Consider the following 19160-nt stretch of genomic DNA (forward strand, 5'->3'; position numbering starts at 1 on the left):
CGATGGGACGCATCATATGTTGCGGCCTCGGCCCCGGTGATCCCGATCTGATGAGCGTGCGCGCCGACCGCACCGTGCGCGCCGCGCAGCACGTTGCGTATTTCCGCAAGAAGGGTCGGCCTGGCCAGGCGCGCCGTATCGTCGAGGGCATGCTCGCCTCCGACGTCACCGAATATCCCATGGAATATCCGGTCACCACGGAGATTGCTTTCGACAGCCCCGAATACGTCCAGCTGCTCGCCGGCTTCTACGACGAATGGGCCGAGCGCTTGGCGCGGCTGGCGCGCGCGGTCGACGTCGTCGTGCTGTGCGAGGGCGATCCCTATTTCTACGGCTCCTTCATGCATCTGCACATGCGCCTGCAGGGGCGTGTCGAGATCGAGGTGATTGCCGGCATTCCCGGCATGGTTGGCTGCTGGAATGGCGTCGGCCAGCCGATCGCCCTCGGTGACGACGTTACGACGGTGCTGATGGGGACGCTTCCCGAAGACGACCTCGAACGCCGCATGCGCGATTCCGATGCGCTGGTCGTCATGAAGACCGGCCGCAATCTTGCGAAAGTACGCCGCGCGCTCGCATCCGCCGGTCGGCTTGAAGACGCCTGGCTGGTCGAGCGTGGCACCATGCCGGGCGAGCGCGTGGTGCGGCTCGCGGAGGTCGATGCCGCAGATTGTCCCTATTTCGCGATCGTGCTGGTGCACGGCAAGGGACGGCATCTGGACGCGGCCGAATGACGGGCACGCTGACCATTGCGGGTCTTGGCCCGGGCAGCGACGCGCTGGTAACGCCTGAGGTTTCCGCAGCGCTCGCCTCCGCGACCGATATTTTGGGCTATGCACCTTATGTCGCGCGTGTGTCACCGCGACCAGGTCTCACGCTGCACCCCTCCGACAACCGCGAAGAGCTGCAACGCGCGCGCGAGGCGTTGCGTCTGGCCGCCGAAGGCGGTCAGGTCGTCGTCGTGTCCTCCGGCGACCCCGGCGTCTTCGCCATGGCGTCCGCCGTGTTCGAGGCGCTCGAACAGGTGCCGCAATGGCAGGCGCTGCCGATCCGCGTGCTGCCGGGCATCACGGCGATGCTGGCGGCGGCTGCACGCGCGGGTGCGCCGCTCGGTCACGACTTCTGTGCGATCAATCTCTCCGACAATCTCAAGCCCTGGGCCGTGATCGAGAAACGGCTGCGGCTCGCGGCGGAAGCCGATTTTTCGATTGCGATGTACAACCCCCGTTCGGCAAACCGGCCGGAGGGTTTTGGACGTGCGCTGGCGCTACTCAAGGAAGCCGGTTGCGGCGAACGGCTCGTGATCTTCGCGCGCGCGATCAGCGCTGCCGACGAGACAATCGAGACCGTGACGCTGAACGAGGCGCGGTCCGAGATGGCCGACATGCGCACGCTGGTGATCGTCGGCAATTCGCAGACACGCCGCGTCGGCCGCTGGGTCTATGCACCGAGGCGGGTTGAATGACCGAGCCACTGCATCACTTCAGTGACGCTTTCAACGCGCGGACGCTCGGGCAGTTCTGGTCGCGAGATCATGACCACGGGCAGGCCGAGCGTACGGGCCGCGTCGATCTTGGCGCGCGCGCCGTCGCCGCCGGAATTGCGGGCGACGATCCATGCGATGCCGCGTGCGCGCATCATCTCGAGCTCGGCGTCGAACGTGAACGGCCCGCGGGACACGATCACGTCAGCCGGGAGGGGCAGGGGCGCTTCGGGAGAATCGACGAAGCGCAGCGTGTAGGCATGCTGCGGCTTGGTTGCGAACGGAGCGATATGCTGGCGACCGATGGCGAGGAAGACGTGTGCGGGCGTCTCGGGCAGCGCGGCGACCGCCGCGTCGACGTCCGCGACCTCGATCCAGTTGTCGCCTTGCGTCCTGACCCATGGCATGCGTTCGAGCGCGATCAACGGCGTATCGGCTTCGGCGCACGCCGCAACCGCATTGCGGCTCATCTCGGCAGCGAAGGGATGCGTCGCGTCGATCACGTGCGTGATGCCTTCGCGGCGGATGTAATCGGCAAGCCCGCTCGCGCCGCCAAAACCGCCGATGCGGGTCGGCAGCGGCTGGTCGGCGGGCGCGCGGGTGCGGCCGCCATAGGAGTAGACGGCATCGATGCGCGCATGCGCGATCTCCGCGGCGAGCAGGCTCGCATCGGCCGTTCCGCCCAGAATGAGGGCGCGCGTCATGGCTAATCCCTTGGCTGATCCCTGGCTGACCATCATCGGTATCGGCGAAGATGGCCTTGCCGGGCTGTCGGAAGCAAGCCGAAACGCACTTGCGAGGGCGGAAACCGTCTTCGGTGGTGAACGTCATCTCGCGCTGACAGACGTTGGCGGCCGCGGCCGTTCGTGGCCGGTGCCGTTCGATGCGGATGTCGTGCTGAGCTGCCGTGGCAGGCCGACGGTGGTGCTCGCCTCCGGTGATCCCTTCTGGCATGGCGCCGGCACGAGCCTTGCCGAGAAGCTGCAGACCGGCGAGTGGATCGCGCACTCCGCTCCGTCGACGTTTTCGCTTGCGGCCGCGCGGCTGGGCTGGCGAGTCGAATCCGCCGTTTGCCTCGGCTTGCACGCCGCGCCGTTCGAGCGTCTCGTGCCGCATCTTGCGAATGGTGCGCGCATCATTTGCCTCGTGCGCGATGGGAAAGCGGCAGGTGATCTCGCAACATGGTTGAGCGAGCGGGGATGGGGCGCCTCGTCCTTCTGGAAGCTCGCTGCGCTCGGCGGGCCGCGCGAGAGCATCAGGGAATATCGCGCCAACAGTTTTGCCGGTGGTCTCGCCGGAAACCTGGTCGCAGTCGCCGTCGAGGCGAAGGGCGCGCAGGGCGTGCCCCGCAGCTCGGGACTGTCAGACGATCTCTTCGTCCATGACGGCCAGATCACCAAGCGGCCGGTGCGCGCAATGGCGCTCTCGACGCTGGCGCCGCGCTCCGGCGAGCGATTGTGGGACATCGGCGCGGGCTCGGGTTCGATCTCGGTGGAATGGGCGCTATGCGGTGGAACGGCGACCGCCGTCGAAGCGCGAGAGGATCGCGCCGCGAATATCCGCAGGAATGCGGCAGCGTTCGGGCTGGCGCACCGGATCACTGTTGTTGAAGGGAAGGCGCCCGACGCTCTCGCGGCGCTTGACGCGCCGGACGCCGTCTTCATCGGTGGCGGTCTCGATAGCGCAATGTTCGACGCCATCTGGTCGCGGCTCGCGCCGGGCGCGCGGCTGGTCGCACATTCCGTGACGCTGGAGACGGAAGCGCTGCTCGGCGAATTGCACCAACGCCACGGCGGCGAGCTGATGCGAGTCGAGATCGCGCATGCTGCGCCGCTCGGCGGCTATCGCTCCTGGGAAGCGGCACGCCCGGTGGTGCAGTGGAGTGTAGACCGATGAAGGTCGCCGGACTCGGGTTCAAGAAGGATGTCACGCTGGCTTCGCTGCGCGAAGCGCTTCTGGCTGCCGGCGGTCCCGAAGGGCTTGCGGCAGTGGCGACCGTCAGCGACAAAGCTGATGCCGAGGCCCTGAAGCAACTCGCGCACGAATGCGGTGTGCCGATCAAGGCCGTTCCGGCCGAGACGCTGGCCGGCATCGACACGCTCACGCAATCGAAGCTCATCGCGGAGAAGTTCGGCACGGGATCAGTTGCCGAAGCTGCGGCGCTCGCCGCGGCCGGCCCTCGCGCGCGACTGATTGCGATGCGCGTGGTCTCGAGGGACCGCACGGCCACCGCCGCGATCGCGGAAGGAGACGGCCCATGACCGTGCATTTCATCGGCGCCGGGCCCGGCGCTCCCGATTTGCTGACGCTGCGCGGCCGCGACTTGATCGCGGCCTGTCCGGTCTGTCTCTATGCCGGCTCGCTGGTTCCCGAAGGCGTGCTGGCGCATTGCCCGCCCGGCGCGCGCATCGTCAACACCGCGCCGCTGTCGCTCGATGAGATCATTGCCGAGATCGCTGCCGCGCATGCGGAGGGCAAGGACGTCGCGCGGCTGCATTCCGGCGATCTCTCGATCTGGTCGGCGATGGGCGAACAACTCCGCCGCCTGCGCGCGCTCGGCATTCCCTATTCGGTGACGCCCGGCGTTCCCTCGTTCTCCGCTGCTGCGGCCGCGCTGGAAGCCGAGCTGACTTTGCCCGGCCTTGCCCAGACGGTGGTGTTGACGCGCACGCCCGGCCGCGCCAGCGCGATGCCTGAGGGCGAGAAGCTCGCCGCCTTCGCCGCGACCGGCGCGGTGCTCGCCATCCACCTCTCGATCCATCTGCTCGGCCAGGTCATCGCCGAGCTCACCCCGCATTACGGCGCGGACTGTCCCGTCGCCATCGTCTGGCGCGCGAGCTGGCCGGAGCAGCGTGTCGTGCGCGCGACGCTGGCGACGCTGAATGCCGCCGTTGGTACCGAGATGGAGCGCACCGCGCTGATCCTGGTCGGCAAGACCCTTGGCGCTGCGGATTTCGACGAGAGCCGCCTTTATGCCGCCGACTACGACCGCCGCTATCGGCCAATTGGCGCCGAGCCGCGCTTTCCGGAGGTCTCCTAATGCCGGCGGGCCTTGTCATCTCCGCGCCAGCCTCCGGCGTCGGCAAGACCACACTGACGCTGGCGCTCGCGCGCGCCTGGCGCAATCGTGGCCTCCAGGTGCAGTGCTTCAAGAGCGGGCCTGACTATATTGATCCCGCATTCCACGCGGCCGCCACGGGACGAGCCTCTGTCAACGTCGATAGCTGGGCGATGGACCGCGGAACGATCGCGCATCTCGTCAGCCGCGGCACGGATGCCGACATCGTCCTCGCCGAAGGCTCGATGGGTCTGTTCGATGGCGTGGCAGCGCGTGGCGTGTCCGGCACCGGTGCTTCGGCCGACATCGCGGAGATGCTGGGCTGGCCGGTGGTGCTGGTGATCGATCCATCGGGGCAGGCGCAGACGGCGGCTGCGATCGCCGCAGGCCTTCGCGACTATCGCCCGGGCGTGCGCCTTGCCGGCGTCGTGCTCAATCGCGTCGCCAGCCCGCGCCACGAAGACCTGGTGCGGCGTGCGCTCAACGAAGCCGGCATCGCCGTGTTCGGTGCGCTGCCGCGGCACGCGGAGATCAGCCTGCCGAAGCGGCATCTCGGCCTCGTGCAGGCGGAGGAGCAGGCCGAGATCGGCAAGCTGATCGACGAGGCCGCGCGCTTTGTCGCCGAGCACGTCGATCTCGACGCGGTGCTGCGAGCGGCCGCCGGCTGGTCGCCGCAACCTGACGCGAATGGCCTGAACGTGACGCCGCCCGGGCAGCGCATCGCGCTCGCCCGCGACGCCGCGTTTTCCTTCGTCTATCCGCACATGCTGGAAGCCTGGCGCGCGGCGGGCGCCGAAATCACGACATTCTCGCCGCTCGCCGATGAAGGCCCTGATACGAGCGCCGACGTTTGCTGGTTGCCCGGCGGCTATCCCGAGCTTCACGCAGGAAAGATCGCGGCCAATACGCGGTTTCGCACCGGCCTGCGCTCGTTCGCCGAGACGCGGCCGGTGCACGGCGAGTGCGGAGGCTATATGGTGCTGGGCGCAGGCCTCACCGACGCCGACGGTGTTCGTCATGAGATGACTGGCCTGCTTGGCCTGGAGACGAGCTTTGCCAAACGCCGCATGCATCTGGGCTATCGTCTTGCCGCCCTCGCGGCGCCTATGCCGGGGCATCAGGCGGGCGCGCGCTTGCGCGGTCATGAGTTCCACTATTCGACCATCCTTGCCCAGCCCGATACGCCGCTGGCGGTCGTGCATGATGCAACGGGCGCGGTCATCGCCGAGACCGGCTCGCAGCGCGGCCGTGCCACCGGCACCTTCTTCCATCTGATCGCGGAGGACCGGTGAGCGGTTTCGTCTCCTTCATCTCCGCCGGCCCCGGTGATCCCGAGCTCCTCACCGTGAAGGGCGCCACGCGGCTGCGCGAGGCCGACGTCGTGCTCTATGACGACCTTGCCTCCGGCGCGATCCTCGATCTCGCCCGGCCCGGCGCCAATCTCGTCGCAGTGGGGAAGCGGGCCGGGCGTCCCTCGACCAAGCAGCATCATGTCAACCGCCTCTTGGTCGACTACGCCGTCACAGGCGCGCGCGTCGTTCGCTTGAAGTCCGGCGATGCCGGCATTTTCGGCCGGCTCGAGGAGGAGATCGAGACGCTGCGCGAGGCCGGCATCGGCTACGAGATCGTTCCCGGCGTCACCTCGGCCTGCGTCGCTGCGGCGCAGGCGGGAATCCCGCTGACCCGACGGCACACCTCGCGCCGCGTGCAGTTCGTCACCGGGGCCGATGTCACCGGCGAGTTGCCGCCCAACCTGAATTGGGCGGCGCTGGCTGACCCCGAAGCGACCACCGTCGTCTATATGGGACGGCGCACCTTTCCGGCGCTTGCCGCAAAATTGATCGCCCACGGCCTCGCACCAACCACCCCGGCGCTGTTCGCCGAATCCCTCGGGCGACCCGACGAGCGGCTGGTCCGCACCACGATTGCCGAGCTTGCCGAGCAGCTTGCACGAGGCGGGGCGGCTTCGACGGCCGCCGTGATCCTGTTCGGCGCGCTGGCGGGGGAATATCCATCATGACGGCCACTGCCGCCGTTCGGCCCTTGACGCCTGCAATGCGAAAGGGGCACACAAGAGGGGCATGGTGCTCGACGCGGCGCAAAGCGCCGGAGCATAATCGGGAATGGGGATGGGCGGACCCAGTTGCGGCGCCCAAAACCCCAGCCGCCCCCGCGACTGTAAGCGGTGAGGGGCTCCGATCAGCCACTGGGCCGCAAGGTCCGGGAAGGCCGGAGAACCCCAGTGAACCGCGAGCCAGGAGACCGGCCGTGCATGTTTTGAGGCCAAGGCCGTCGGGTGTGACGGCAGGAAGGAACTGAGCCATGCATATCGAACCCGGCGTCGTGACGGGCGCCAAGCTCGTATTGAGTTACGCAACCGGCATCGCCGCAGGCGGCGTTGCCTTGAAGCTAGCGGCGGAGACCGTGCGCGAGCAGGGCATCACGTCGTTCGCGGCGCGGACGCTTGCCACCACCGGCCTCGTCTTCACCTTCTTCGAGATCCTGCCGCACTTCCCGGTCGGCGTCTCCGAGGTGCACTTCATCCTCGGCTCGACCCTATTCCTGCTGTTCGGCGCGGCGCCCGCGGCCTTCGGCCTCGCATTGGGCCTGCTGCTTCAAGGCGTGCTCTTCGAGCCGGCCGACCTGCCGCAATACGGCATGAACGTCACCACGCTTCTGGTGCCGCTGTTCGCGATCCAGGCGATCGCCACGCGGATTATTTCGCGCAACACCGCCTATGTCGATTTGAAGTATCGGCAAGCGCTGGCGCTCTCGACGACCTATCAGGCCGGCGTGATCGCCTGGGTGGCGTTCTGGGCGCTCTATGGCTCCGGCTTTGCCATGAGCAACCTCGCCAACATCGCGACCTTCGCGGCCTCCTACGCGCTCGTCATCGTGATCGAGCCGCTGGCCGATCTCGCCGTGCTGGCGCTGGCGAAGTCGCTGCGCGGTGTGACCGCGCCCGGCCTCGTCACCCCGCGCCTGCACAACGCGGCTTAAGAGACAAGGGGCGGCCGTCATGGCCGCCCCACACGCCCGATGCTCACACTCTCCCTGATAGGCATCGGTTGCGGCGATCCCGAGCAGCTCACGCGCGCCGCGATCCACGCCATCAACGCGGCCGATCTCGTCCTGATCCCGCGCAAGGGGAGCGCGAAATCCGATCTGGCCGATCTCAGGCGGACGATCTGCACTGACGTGCTCACGAACGACACGACGCGCATTGCCGAGTTCGATTTGCCGGTGCGCGACGCGACCGAAGCTGACTACCGAAAGGGCGTGGACGATTGGCACGACGCCGTGGCCGCCGCTTGGTCGCAGACGATCGCGAGCCATCTCGTCGGTGACGGCAGGGTCGCACTGCTGATCTGGGGCGATCCCTCGCTCTACGATTCTTCGCTGCGCATCGCGCGGCGGCTCAATCCCTTGCCGAAGATTGACGTCATTCCCGGCATCACCTCGATCCAGGCGCTGTGTGCGGCGCATGCGCTGCCGCTCAACGACATCGGCGAGCCGTTTCTGGTCACGACAGGCCGTCGCTTGCGCGAGGCCGGCTGGCCGCAGGGCGTCGACACGGTGGTGGTGATGCTCGACGGCGGCACCGCGTTCCAGTCGCTCGATCCGGCCGGGCTGTATATCTGGTGGGGCGCCTATCTCGGCATGCCCGACCAGATCATCATGTCCGGTCGGCTCGCAGACGTGAGCTCGCGCATCGTGACCGCGCGGCAAGAGGCGCGCGAGCGGCATGGCTGGATCATGGACAGCTACATTCTCAAGCGCAGGCCGTAAGCGAGGCAGCATGCTCCCCGACTGGGTCACCCGGAAATGCCCCGATGTCTCCGCGATCCATCGCGACGCGGCGATCGCGCGGCAGGCGCAACTGACAAAGCCGACCGGCGCGCTCGGCCGGCTCGAGCAACTCGCGATCGAGCTCGCCGGCCTGCAAGCGACCGAGCAGCCGCGCGCCGCGCGCGTGCCGATCATCATCTTCGCCGGCGATCACGGCATTGTCGCGCAGGGCGTCTCGGCCTATCCGCAAGCCGTGACCATCGCGATGATGGCGAATTTTGCCTCCGGCGGCGCTGCGATCTCGGTGCTCGCGCGCGAGCTGGGCTCGCGCCTGGAAGTCGTCGACGCCGGCACGCTGGCGCAGGAGGCGATGCCTGATATCATCACCGACAAGCCGCGCAATGGCACGCGCGATTTCAGCATCGAGGCTGCGCTCACGCCTGCAGAGCTGGCCTTCGCCTTCGAAGCCGGCCAGCGCGCGGTTGCGCGTGCCGAGGCCGGCCAGCCTGATCTCCTGATCTTCGGCGAAATGGGCATCGGCAACACCACGACATCAGCGGCGATCGCCGCGAGCCTGCTCGGGATCAGCGCCGAGGAGATCGCGGGCAGCGGCACCGGCGTCGATGCGGCCGGCCGGGCGCACAAGGCGCGCGTGATCGACGCGGCGATTGCGCGTCATGGCGTTGCGGGCGCGTCGCCCGAAACGATCCTGTGTGCCGTCGGCGGCCTCGAGATCGCGGCGATCTCGGGTGCCATCATTGCGGCCGCGCAGCGCCGCATCCCCGTGTTGATTGACGGCTTCATCGTGTCGGTCGCGGCGCTGGCGGCAGTGCGGCTCAATCCGTCGTGCCAGCCATTCCTGCTGCCCTCGCATCAATCGGCGGAGCAGGGGCATCGGCTGGTGCTGCGCGCATTGAACGTGCAGCCGCTGATCAGCCTCGATCTCAGGCTCGGGGAGGGATCGGGCGCCGCCATCGCTCTGCCGCTGGTGCGCTCGGCCTGCGCGCTCCATAACGGCATGGCGACCTTCGCGCAGGCCAATGTGCCTGACAGACCTAGCTGACCCGCTGATTGACGGACACCACCCGCCAGCCGGCCGCGAGCCGGTCGATCCGGGTCAGCGACAGCGGATCGATCACGAAGCGCAATGCCGCTTCCGGTGTGAGATCGAGCGCGATGCAGAGCGCGGCACGGATGGTGCCGGAATGCACGACGAGTGTTGCGGAGCCGGCTCCGATCCGCGACAGGCCCAGCCGGACGCGCGCGACCTGATCCCCAAAACTCTCGCCGCCCGGTGGTCTCAGGTGCGCAGGGTCGCTCCAGAATTGCGCATAGGCTTCGCCGCCGCTCGCTGCGAGCTCGTCATGTCGCCGGCCGGTCCAGTCGCCGAAATCCTGCTCGCCGAATTCACTCATCAACACCGGTTCGAGCCCCAGCGCGCGCGCTGTCTCGATCGTGCGCCGCGCAGGGCTCGCATAGCTCGCAGCATCCCGCGGCAGGCGCGGCCGCAGCGCCTCCAGTTGCGCGCGGTCGGTGAGGTCCGCCGGTGCATCGGCGGCATGGATCGTCCCTTTGACGCCGTCGACGGGTGCATGTCGGATCAGCCAGAGGAAGGTCGGGCCTTCCATACTTATCTCCAGGGAAGTTGGTCGCTGTGGCAATAACGCTGCAACTGGTACATTGACTCTGTCTTGCTGGTAATCCTAGATGCTCGCGACGGTTTCCCCGAGAGGGGATGAAAAGGGAATGCGGTGCGGGGAAATTGTCCCCAATGCCGTGGCTGCCCCCGCAACTGTGAGCGGATAATCCTTCGTCAGAAGCCACTGGGTCCTCGGTCCCGGGAAGGCGACGAAGCGGTCGTGACCCGCGAGCCAGGAGACCTGCCGTCAGCCGTGGTCACACGCGAAGATGTCGGTCGGGGAGTACAGACATTCGGCTTCATCGTAGGGCTGACAAGCCCGGGGTGAGACCTCGTTCGCTGTGACGTGCCACTGACGTCATACCGAGGTCTAGACCCGTGTCTTCCATCCGTATCGTACGACCGCGCAGCGTCCTGCTTGCCTCTGCCGCGCTCACGTCCTTTGCCGTTCTCGATGTGCCTGCTGCGCTGGCGCAGCAGGCCCGCGAAGCCCTGCCGCCGATCGAGGTATCGCCCCAATCTCGCAAGCCGGCCAAACCGGCCGCCCGGGAAGCCCAGAGCACGCGCCGCGCGGCAGCGCGCAGACCTGCGGCGGCATCGGCCGCGCCAAAACCCACCGTGCCGGCCGCAGCCGCGCAGACGCCGCTCAACACCAATGTGGTGGCGGAAAGCGCCTCGCGGCTTGGGCTGACCGTGCGGGAGATACCGGCGACCGTCGAAGTCATCTCGGCCCAGACCATGCGCGAGCAGGGCTATCGCACCGTGTCCGAGGTGGCGCAAGGAGCGGTCGGCGTGACTTCCGGCGACGCGCCGGGGGAGCCGGCGGGCTTCTCGATGCGCGGCTTCACCAACAGCCAGATCAACACGCTCTACAACGGCATCAAGATCGGCCCGCAGAACATGACCTCGCGGATCATGGACACGGCCAACCTGGAAGCCGTGGAATTCCTGAAGGGTCCGGCCTCGCTGATCTCGGGCGAGGGCGCCGCCGGCGGCGCGATCAACCTCGTCACCAAGCAACCGCACACCGGAGCGATCCGGAACGAAGCGGACGTCTCGTACGACTCCCTGAATTCGTTCCGTGCGCATTACGGCTCGGGCGGCAGCACCAACGTTCAAGGCCTCGACTACCGCTTCGACATCAGCCGCTCCTCGCTGAACGGTTTTGTCGACGACACCTATACCAAGACGCTCGACGTCTCCGGCCAGCTCAACTACCGCATCTCCGACAGCCTCAAGGTCTGGGGCGCGATCGAGTACCGCGAGGATCGCGGGAAGGCCTATTGGGGCGCGCCGCTGGTGCCGGTCGCCTTCAGCGGTTCGCACGCGACGGCAGGGATCGTCTCTGGCAATTACATCTCGAACTACAACAAAACCAATCTCGGTGCGGTCACCATCGACGATCGAACCTTCAACACCAACTACAACGTTCTCGACAACCGCAACGTGGGGCAGGAAGTCTGGCTGCGCGGCGGCTTTGAACTGAAGCTCGCGCCCGACCTGACCTTGAAGAGCCAGGCCTATGGCTACGGCGCAGAGCGCACCTGGTTCAATAACGAGGTCGAGGCATTCAACTCCGGTACGAACCTGGTCGATCGCGAGCGCTTCTATGTTGCGCATAGCCAGCGGCTGGTCGGCAACATCACCGACCTGATATGGGATGCGAACATCGCCGGCTTCGACAACCGGATGGTCACGACGCTGTCGTCGAGCTACCTCGATTTTGTCAGGCCGGGCGCCGCAAACTTCCCCGGCGACTCCGTTTCGCTGGTCCATCCTGACCGCGGCTTCTACGGCCTGCTCACGACGCAGCAGCAGACCGCGCGCATCGACAACGAGGCGCTGTCGTTCGAGGACCGGCTCAAGCTGACGCGCAGCTTCGCGCTGGTCGGCGGGCTGCGCGTCGAGCATATCGGGCTCGACCGCAACTCGACCGACGTCAACGGCCTGGTGAAGGCGGGCTTCCCGTTCACGAAAGACTGGGCGCCGGTGACGGGACGTATCGGCTACACCTGGGAGGCCGTGCCCGGCCTGACCTTCTTCAGCCAGTATGCGACCGGCGCCGACGTTTCCGCCAACAACATCTTCCTGTTGCTGCCGACCCAGCCGCTGGACCTGACGACGTCGCGCACCTACGAGACCGGCGTCAAGCATCTGTTCTGGGACAATAGGGCGGAGTGGTCGTTCTCGGCCTACGATATCCTGCGCAAGAACGTCTATGCGGCGGCCGGCGGGCAGGCGCTCAACATCGCCGGGCGGCAGGAATCGAAGGGCGTCGAGCTCGCCGCCGCGGTGCGGCCGATCGAACCTTTGCGGCTGTGGGGCAACATCGCCTATGTCGATGCGCGCTATGCCGACTACAATTTCGCCGGCGGCTCGTTCTCCGGCAACACGCCGCCGAACGTGCCGCGCATCGTCGCCAATGCCGGTGCGTCGTATCGCTTCTTCACGCCGTGGCCGGTGGAGCTCGGTATCGTCGGCCGTCACGTCGGCGATCGCTACAACACCGACGCCAACACCGTGACGATGAACGCCTATACGGTCGGCGACGTCTATGCCTTCGTCGACATCCCGAAGACCGTCTTCAATGCGGTCGACCAGGCCCGCCTGACCTTCCGGGTACGCAACTTCACCGACAAGCGCTACGCGATCTGGGGTGATCCGTTCTATCCCGACCAGATCCTCTTGGGCGCACCGCGCACCTACGAGATCTCGGCGGCGTTCAAATGGTAGGGCGCTGACCGCATGATGGGCGCGATCATCCTGCTGCATCGCTGGCTCGGGGTCGCGTTCTGTCTCCTGTTCGCGATGTGGTTCGCGACCGGAATCGTGATGCACTTCGCTCCGTTTCCGTCGCTGACGGAAGCGGAGCGGGTTGCCGGCCTGGCGCCGGTGGGGCGCGCGCAGGCGACCATGACGGTTGCCGATGCGATGACCGCGAGCGGGATCGTCGATGCTACGCGACTGCGCCTGATTCAGCGGAGCGATGGGCCGGTCTACATCGTGTCGGGGCCCTCGCGCCTCGGCGCCGTTCGCGCGACCGACGGGCAGGATGCCTCAGTGCGGTTGCCCGAGGTCGCGCTCGCCATCGCGGGTGCGCATGCGCGTCAACGCGGGCTCGATGCCGCGCATGCGGCGGTCGTTGCGCACGCCGACTACGACCAATGGAGCGTACCGAACGGCTTTGATCGACACCGGCCCTTGTTACGCGTGGCTCTCGGCGATGCGGCCGGCACGGAGGTCTACGTCTCGTCGCGCACCGGCGAGGTCGTGCTGGATACGACGCGAAGCGAGCGTGGCTGGAATCTCGCCGGCAGCGTGCTGCACTGGATCTATCCGACGATCCTGAGAAGCAATTGGAAGCTCTGGGATCGCGTAGTCTGGACGCTGTCGCTGCTGGCCCTGTTCGCAGCCTTGCTGGGTGCGGTGCTCGGGATCGTGCGTGTGAAGATGCGGGGACGCCAGCTCTCGTCGCCGTATCGCGGCTGGCACGCCCTGCATCATGTCATCGGCCTCGTGGCGACCGTCTTCGTGCTGACCTGGATCTTCAGCGGATGGCTCTCCATGGATCACGGCCGGCTGTTCTCGCGCGGACAGCTGACCTCGGCTGAAGCCGGCGTGATCAATGCTTCGCCGGACTGGACGATGGTCCCGTCACCCGATCGGAATCCCATCTCGTCCTTGACCCGCGAAGTCGAATGGTTCGCTTTCGACGGCAAGCTCTATCGACGCGAGCGGATTGATCTCGACACGCAGGTTGTGGTGCGGCCGGATGGTGCGGAGTCGCCGGTCCTCAGCGCACAGGAGATCGCGACTCTGACGATGCGGCTTGCGACGGGCTGCGACGCGCCCTCCATCCTCGCGGGTAACGACGACTATCCCGCACAGTCCGCCGTCCCCGGGGCGCCCGTCTACCGCTCGCGCTGCGGCGATGTCTGGTTCGATATCGACGCGGCCGACGGCCGTGTGCTGCAAAGGCTGGATGCCTCGCGGCGGGCCTATCGCTGGGCCTACGGCGCGCTCCACACGCTTGATTTTCCATTCCTCATGGCGCATCCGCGCCTCCGCGATATTCTGATCGTCGGCCTCTGCGCGCTCGGGCTGGTGTTCTCGATCACCGGAATTGTCATCGGCTGGCGGCGGTTGCGCCAGTCTTTCGCCGGCTAGGGACGCCCGACAAACACAAAGTGCGAAAACAACCCCATGCACAGTAGCCGGTGATAATGGAATCAACGGCTTACGCGGGCATCGCCGCGATTTGACCCGTCGGGCAAAACAGGGGTATATTGCTATTATTCCGAAATTGATGTGTTGCCCCAAAGCTACGCTGTCTACCTATGAGTCCGGCGGCACCACGTAACTGGTGACTACGTCCGCGTTGCTCCAATAGCGACCAAGTTCGTGAGGCAGCGCAGTATGTCACAATGGGCCAGAAGCAGAAGAAGACACTTCCCAAGTCACCTCAGACATCGCCCCACAACGTAGCAAGGCCGAAGGTGAACGCCCGAAAGACGAACTCATCGCGCTCGATGATCATTCGTGGGCCCATCATCCCCCAGTTTGAGTGACCGGAGACCTCAATGCTGTCGATGAAGTTGACCTGGGGCAAGCGTATGTAGGGAATGGACGGATGTGCGTTGGGATCGGAATACTCCACGCCGGTGGGGAACTCCGAGACCATAGGCCGGCAGTACCCAAATCCTCTAGTTGCTCCGTCGCGGAAATCGATACTTGCACCAACATGCGGCCCATTTCGAAGTAGAGTCTCCGCTCGTGTCGCGGCGTCTGGGGCCACGGCAAGGCAATCCAGCCGCCAATATCGGGGTAATAAGAAGGGGCAATGAACCGCGTGTGCTTTTCAGGTCGGTCTAAACCGCGTCGGGGCATCCCTAACGTCGGCACAAATTCATGCTGCATGACTTGATTGGCCGGATACGGCGTCGCCCCATCATGATCGGTCAGTACGGGCCGACCGTAAGTGAATGGATGGATCGCCTCGCTATCGTGCTGCGTCGCGGGCAGCCAGAACCGCGGCCTTTCGGCCGGCCAAAGTTCATGCGCACGGTCTTTCCCTTGCCCGAAGAGCCGATAGCGGGCGTAGCTAAAACAGACAACTCCCATTGGAATACGCGCTGCGGGTATTCCGCGGCTCTTGAGTGCCGCCGCGCCGGTCCGCGTCCAATACGAAGAACGTGTGATCAGATTGGCTTGCTCGCGACGAAATTGATCAAATCCCTTACGATCGGCGCGTTCGATCGTAGCGCCGCCAAACCTCAAGACTGATAGCGGACTGTCATACGCATCGTCCGACATATAGGCCGTGCCAAACGCCAGCGTCTCTGCATCATCAAAGACGATGACGGCCGGTAACAAGTCCTTAGCAACTCCGCCGTTCTCAGTTGTCTCACCGCGGCAGGCTTGTGGCGGAACAAGGACGAGCCCCTTGCCATCACTCATCCGCCGGCCGAACACGCTTGGCGTAACCCCAAGCTCTGACGTGCGACTACCATCCGCGTAATTGATTTGACGCCCCCCGCAAGTGACAACGATATCGAAGTCTTGCGGCTCGCCTTTATAGGTAAGCTTTACTTTCAGGCGATAGTAGGTCCCGGTTTCCTGCTGTACAGATTTTACAAAATCCCAGTTGCCGCGAAGCGCTTGGATGACCAGTGAATGCTTCGCAGCAACGATCGCCGCAACAGATGCGACCACTCCGACCAGGAACAGGAGAGCTATCTTAGCCTTCATACTCGCTTCAAGGGTTCCACTGATCACGACGGCCCAGCGTGCGACCGGGATAATCTTCTCCCCTACACGCAACACGATCGACGACCGCAACTTACGCAACCGAAGGTTAAGGCACAGTTTGCTCAAACTGCAACTTTGTTGACTTCCGCTTTGGGTCATTTTCGACGGTTTCAGCGCAGATTGTCAGCCGGCTGAGTTCCGCTTCTACCTCGTAAGCGTCCAACCGGAGCCTGTCCGGAAGCGTTGCGTCCGGCCAGACCCGTGTGATTCAAGCTTCCAAACTGAAGGTCGAATCATGCGCCACGAACTTGTCGATTATGAATGGCTTGCCATCAAGCCAACTGCGCCTCGATCTGCCGCGCCGCGCGCAGCAGCGTGCGGTCCTGACCGCGGCGGGCGATGATCTGGAGGCCGAACGGAAGCCCGTTTGCGTCGGTCCCGCAGGGGATCGAGATCGCGGGCAGGCGGGCATGATTGACGAACGGCGTGAACACGGCATGCGCACGCGGGCTCGCCGGGCGGCCGCCGATCGTGTCGGGCCCGAGCTGGGTGAACGGCCAGGCGACACAAGGGACGGTCGGCGTGAGCAGCAGGTCGACCTCGGTGAAGAAGGCCGCGAAGGCATTGGCGATCGCCGCGCTCGCGATCAACGCTCCCCCAACGTCTGTGCTCGTCCACGACAGTCCTCGCTCGATTTGCCTTGCGATGTCGGGATCGAAGATAGTCGCATCCTTGATGAAGGTGTCGCCATAGAGTGCAGCGAGGCCGGCATGCTGAAGCGGCATGATCGCCTCTTCCGTGGCGCCCGCCGGCCAGACGGGATCGCGCTGCATGATGCGCAGGCCGGCGGCGGAGAGACGGGCGATGACGGAAACGAGTCCATTGGCGACGACGTCGTCGACCGCAACGTCGAGCCCGAGGCGCGGCGAGAAGGCGATGCGAAGGCCGGCGACGTCGTCGGCCTCGCGTGAGATGACGGCCGAATCCGGGTCGCGCGGATCGATGCCGGCCATGGCCTCGAACGCCAGCGCGATGTCGGCGACATCGGCGGCGATCGGTGCGATCACGGAGAGGCCGAAGAACGGTTCGGCGAAGCCGGGCCCATAGGGGATTGCGCCGTAGGACGGCTTGAAGCCGGCGACGCCGACATGGGCCGGCGGCCTGCGGCTGGAGCCGCCGGCATCGGTGCCGATCGCGAGCGGCACGAGGCCGGCCGCAACCGCAGCGGCCGGGCCGCCCGATGAGCCGCCCGGTGTCAACGCGGGATCGAGCGGATGCCGCGTTGGTCCGAACAGCTGCGAGGTGGTGACGCCCTTGCTGGCGAATTCCGACGTCGCACCGATGCCGACGATGACAGCAGCGGCCTTGCGCAGGCGCTCGACCGCAATGGCATCGCGTGGCGCGATGAAATCGGCAAACAGGCGCGAGCCCTGCGTCACGCGCCAGCCGCCGACCCAGATGTTGTCCTTGACGATAACAGGGACGCCGGCGAGCGGCATGGTCTCGCCGGCGCGCAGGCGAGCATCGATCGCGGCGGCATCGGCGAGCGTGCGTTCGGGATCGATCGTGACGACCGCATTCAACGCCTTGGCTGCCTCGATCCGTGCGAGCGCGGCCTTTGCGGTCTCGCCGGCGCTGGTCCGTCCGGCCGCGACATCGGACGCGATCTCGCGGGCGCTATGTGCTGGCTTTGTCATGGCCTCCCCAGATCAGCGCCACTGTGCCACAGAGGGCGAGGCAAGCCAGGGCAAAGAACGCCGCGCCGAGGCCGGCCACACCATCGAAGATCGACACCAGCGCCGGCGCCGCCAGCAGGCCGGCATAGGACGCGGTCAGCACTGCGCCGGTGGTCTCGCCGATCCGGTCCTGTGGTGCCAGGCGGGCGATCTCGGCGATAAAGACGCCGTTCCAGCCCGACGCCGTCAGGCCGAACAGTGCGGCAACGATGAATTGCTCGCTGCGGCCGAGCGATGCGCCATCAAGGCCCAGCAGCGCGGCACAGAAGGCCATGCCGAGGCCGATGACGACGAGCACGGCGCGGGAGGCGTCGAGGCGCATCGCGACATAGCCCCAGCCGAGACGGCCGACCAGGCCGCCGGCCTGCGCGCAGGCGAGCGCCATGCCGGCCTCGATATGGCTGAGGCCGAGCTCGCGTGTGCCGAGCGTGACGAAGACCGTGTTGAGGGACACCTGCATCGCGCTGAACGGCATCGAGGCCAGCGCCAGCATCGCGATCCGCCGGTCCGCGGTCACCAGCGCCAGCCGGGCACGTAGATCGAGCTTGGGCGGCGGGGCGACCTTGCCGGCATAGGCCGGCCGCAACCATTCGAACATCACGATCGCGAGCAGCGCGCAGACGCCCACCAATGCATAGCACCAGGACGGCCCGAACGCGATGGCGATCGCGGGCAGGGCCAGCGAGCCGCAGACCGCGCCGATCTGGTTGCCGGTCTGGCGCACCGAGAACACGAAGGCGCGGCGCTCGGCGGTCACGAGCCGCGCCAGCAGCGCTGCGCTTGCGGGCGTCTCCGGCCCCATCGCGAGGCCGAGGCAGAGGCCCGCAGCCAGCAGGGCAGCGCTCGATCCGAGCGAAGCCAGCGCCATGCCGACGACGATGGCCGCCGCACAGAGACTTGCGATCCGCAGCGAGCCAAGGCGCGCGATGAAGCCGCCGCCCCAGAACGATGCGGGGATGCCGACCGCGAACACCGCGCAGGAGAACATCGAGAGCTGCCAGACCTCGATATGGGCGCGGGGCGCGACCACGCCGGGCGCGAACAAGGCGAGCGCGACGAGGGCCTGAAGCGCGGTCATCGCCCCCAGGGCCGGCAGCAACGCGGGTGCTGGCCGAGTGGCCGTATTTCCGTCTACCATGGCGGCGTGCTCATGGGAGGAACATTGTGGCAGGCGGCATTTCCATTCACGCGGTCGATGTGGCGAGCGGACGGCCCGCGCAGGGGCTGCGCGTCGAGATCTGGCGGATCGATCCGGATTCCCAGCGCATCGCCGACGGGCGGCTCGGTGCCAACGGCGTGCTTGATCATTCCGTTGCGCAAGGCGCGGGCGTGACGGCAGGAGAGTACGAGGTGCTGTTTCATCTCGGCGAGTTCTTTGGCGAGCAAGGCGGCTTCCTGACCGTGACGCCGTTCCGCTTCCGCATCAAGAACGTTGACGAGCATTTTCATCTGCCGCTGAAATTCACGCGCTGGGGTTATTCGCTGTTCCGCGGAGCCTAGAAAAACGTGGCGGGAAGCTTGCCTGCGGCCATCCTTCGAGACGCCCGCCTCCGGCGGGCCCTCAGGATGAGGACGGAGTACGTGGCGGTAATTCGGCAGGCAAAACTGCCGCCAAGCCTCATCCTGAGGAGACCGCGGAGCGGTCGTCTCGAAGGACGAGGCGCTTGCTCAGGCCTTACTAACTCATATGCGATAATCCTCCCCGGC

General features: G+C 66.3%; 18 protein-coding genes and 2 riboswitches. Of the genes, 13 read left to right on the top strand and 5 right to left on the bottom strand.

The features are described 5' to 3' along the window. Positions 1-2: 2 nt before the first annotated feature. Both JQ603_RS28575 and cobJ read left to right on the top strand, forming a co-directional pair. Complete coding sequence (locus JQ603_RS28575; RefSeq protein ID WP_212344231.1) at positions 3-734, top strand: precorrin-2 C(20)-methyltransferase; 732 nt, start codon at positions 3-5, stop codon at positions 732-734. Beyond that, positions 731-1465, top strand: a complete 735-nt coding sequence (gene cobJ, locus JQ603_RS28580) for a precorrin-3B C(17)-methyltransferase (protein ID WP_212344233.1) — start codon at positions 731-733, stop codon at positions 1463-1465. The genes JQ603_RS28575 and cobJ overlap by 4 nt, the downstream gene beginning before the upstream one ends. On the opposite strand, the gene JQ603_RS28585 is transcribed toward cobJ, so the two are convergent. After that, the gene (locus JQ603_RS28585) at positions 1441-2187 is read right to left on the bottom strand and encodes a cobalt-precorrin-6A reductase (RefSeq protein WP_212344235.1); all 747 of its coding nucleotides are present in this window, start codon (positions 2185-2187) and stop codon (positions 1441-1443) included. The two genes, cobJ and JQ603_RS28585, sit on opposite strands and share 25 nt — an antisense overlap. Positions 2188-2197: 10 nt before the next feature. Here JQ603_RS28585 and cbiT point away from each other — a divergent pair, with 10 nt between their 5' ends. The 8 genes from cbiT to cobT all read left to right on the top strand — a co-directional run bounded on the left by cbiT (position 2198) and on the right by cobT (position 9393). Next, positions 2198-3379 carry a precorrin-6Y C5,15-methyltransferase (decarboxylating) subunit CbiT gene (gene cbiT / locus JQ603_RS28590; RefSeq protein WP_212344656.1) on the top strand — a complete coding sequence of 394 codons (1182 nt, stop codon included), beginning with the start codon at positions 2198-2200 and terminating at the stop codon, positions 3377-3379. Further along, positions 3376-3744: a cobalamin biosynthesis protein gene (locus tag JQ603_RS28595; RefSeq protein ID WP_212344238.1), complete on the top strand. Its 369-nt coding sequence runs from the start codon at positions 3376-3378 to the stop codon at positions 3742-3744. The genes cbiT and JQ603_RS28595 overlap by 4 nt, the downstream gene beginning before the upstream one ends. Beyond that, the gene (gene cobM, locus JQ603_RS28600; RefSeq protein ID WP_212344241.1) at positions 3741-4523 is read left to right on the top strand and encodes a precorrin-4 C(11)-methyltransferase; all 783 of its coding nucleotides are present in this window, start codon (positions 3741-3743) and stop codon (positions 4521-4523) included. The genes JQ603_RS28595 and cobM overlap by 4 nt, the downstream gene beginning before the upstream one ends. Beyond that, positions 4523-5833, top strand: a complete 1311-nt coding sequence (locus JQ603_RS28605; protein WP_212344243.1) for a cobyrinate a,c-diamide synthase — start codon at positions 4523-4525, stop codon at positions 5831-5833. Before cobM ends, JQ603_RS28605 begins: the two co-directional genes overlap by 1 nt. Beyond that, positions 5830-6561 (top strand): uroporphyrinogen-III C-methyltransferase, encoded by a 732-nt coding sequence (cobA, locus tag JQ603_RS28610; RefSeq protein WP_212344245.1) that lies wholly within the window; start codon positions 5830-5832, stop codon positions 6559-6561. The genes JQ603_RS28605 and cobA overlap by 4 nt, the downstream gene beginning before the upstream one ends. Before the next feature lie 45 nt (positions 6562-6606). Beyond that, positions 6607-6826, top strand: a riboswitch (cobalamin riboswitch). 37 nt (positions 6827-6863) lie between these two features. Further along, positions 6864-7541: an energy-coupling factor ABC transporter permease gene (locus JQ603_RS28615; protein ID WP_212344257.1), complete on the top strand. Its 678-nt coding sequence runs from the start codon at positions 6864-6866 to the stop codon at positions 7539-7541. Positions 7542-7580: 39 nt separating this feature from the next. Continuing rightward, positions 7581-8330, top strand: a complete 750-nt coding sequence (cobF, locus tag JQ603_RS28620; RefSeq protein WP_212344261.1) for a precorrin-6A synthase (deacetylating) — start codon at positions 7581-7583, stop codon at positions 8328-8330. A gap of 10 nt (positions 8331-8340) precedes the next feature. After that, the gene (gene cobT / locus JQ603_RS28625; RefSeq protein WP_212344264.1) at positions 8341-9393 is read left to right on the top strand and encodes a nicotinate-nucleotide--dimethylbenzimidazole phosphoribosyltransferase; all 1053 of its coding nucleotides are present in this window, start codon (positions 8341-8343) and stop codon (positions 9391-9393) included. Here the strand turns inward: cobT and JQ603_RS28630 are convergent. Beyond that, on the bottom strand, positions 9386-9958 hold the full coding sequence (locus JQ603_RS28630; RefSeq protein ID WP_212344266.1) for a histidine phosphatase family protein: 573 nt from the start codon (positions 9956-9958) through the stop codon (positions 9386-9388). The genes cobT and JQ603_RS28630 overlap by 8 nt on opposite strands. Before the next feature lie 72 nt (positions 9959-10030). Further along, positions 10031-10232: riboswitch (cobalamin riboswitch) on the top strand. Positions 10233-10347: 115 nt separating this feature from the next. Here JQ603_RS28630 and JQ603_RS28635 point away from each other — a divergent pair. Together JQ603_RS28635 and JQ603_RS28640 are read left to right on the top strand one after the other, a co-directional pair. After that, positions 10348-12702, top strand: coding sequence for a TonB-dependent receptor (locus tag JQ603_RS28635; protein WP_212344268.1), 2355 nt, complete (start codon positions 10348-10350; stop codon positions 12700-12702). Positions 12703-12714: 12 nt separating this feature from the next. Next, positions 12715-14136 (top strand): PepSY domain-containing protein, encoded by a 1422-nt coding sequence (locus JQ603_RS28640; protein ID WP_212344272.1) that lies wholly within the window; start codon positions 12715-12717, stop codon positions 14134-14136. A gap of 381 nt (positions 14137-14517) precedes the next feature. On the opposite strand, the gene JQ603_RS28645 is transcribed toward JQ603_RS28640, so the two are convergent. The 3 genes from JQ603_RS28645 to JQ603_RS28655 form a co-directional block, all read right to left on the bottom strand. Beyond that, positions 14518-15807: a hypothetical protein gene (locus JQ603_RS28645; RefSeq protein WP_212344275.1), complete on the bottom strand. Its 1290-nt coding sequence runs from the start codon at positions 15805-15807 to the stop codon at positions 14518-14520. Between the two features lie 242 nt (positions 15808-16049). After that, positions 16050-17414 (bottom strand): amidase, encoded by a 1365-nt coding sequence (locus JQ603_RS28650; RefSeq protein ID WP_212344278.1) that lies wholly within the window; start codon positions 17412-17414, stop codon positions 16050-16052. Beyond that, complete coding sequence (locus JQ603_RS28655; RefSeq protein WP_212344282.1) at positions 17395-18591, bottom strand: MFS transporter; 1197 nt, start codon at positions 18589-18591, stop codon at positions 17395-17397. The genes JQ603_RS28650 and JQ603_RS28655 overlap by 20 nt, the downstream gene beginning before the upstream one ends. 26 nt (positions 18592-18617) lie before the next feature. Here JQ603_RS28655 and JQ603_RS28660 point away from each other — a divergent pair, with 26 nt between their 5' ends. Beyond that, positions 18618-18953 (top strand): hydroxyisourate hydrolase, encoded by a 336-nt coding sequence (locus JQ603_RS28660; protein WP_212344285.1) that lies wholly within the window; start codon positions 18618-18620, stop codon positions 18951-18953. Positions 18954-19160: the final 207 nt, after the last annotated feature.

Origin of the sequence: Bradyrhizobium liaoningense, assembly GCF_018130825.1 — a bacterium.
Taxonomy (GTDB): Bacteria; Pseudomonadota; Alphaproteobacteria; order Rhizobiales; family Xanthobacteraceae; genus Bradyrhizobium; species Bradyrhizobium liaoningense_B.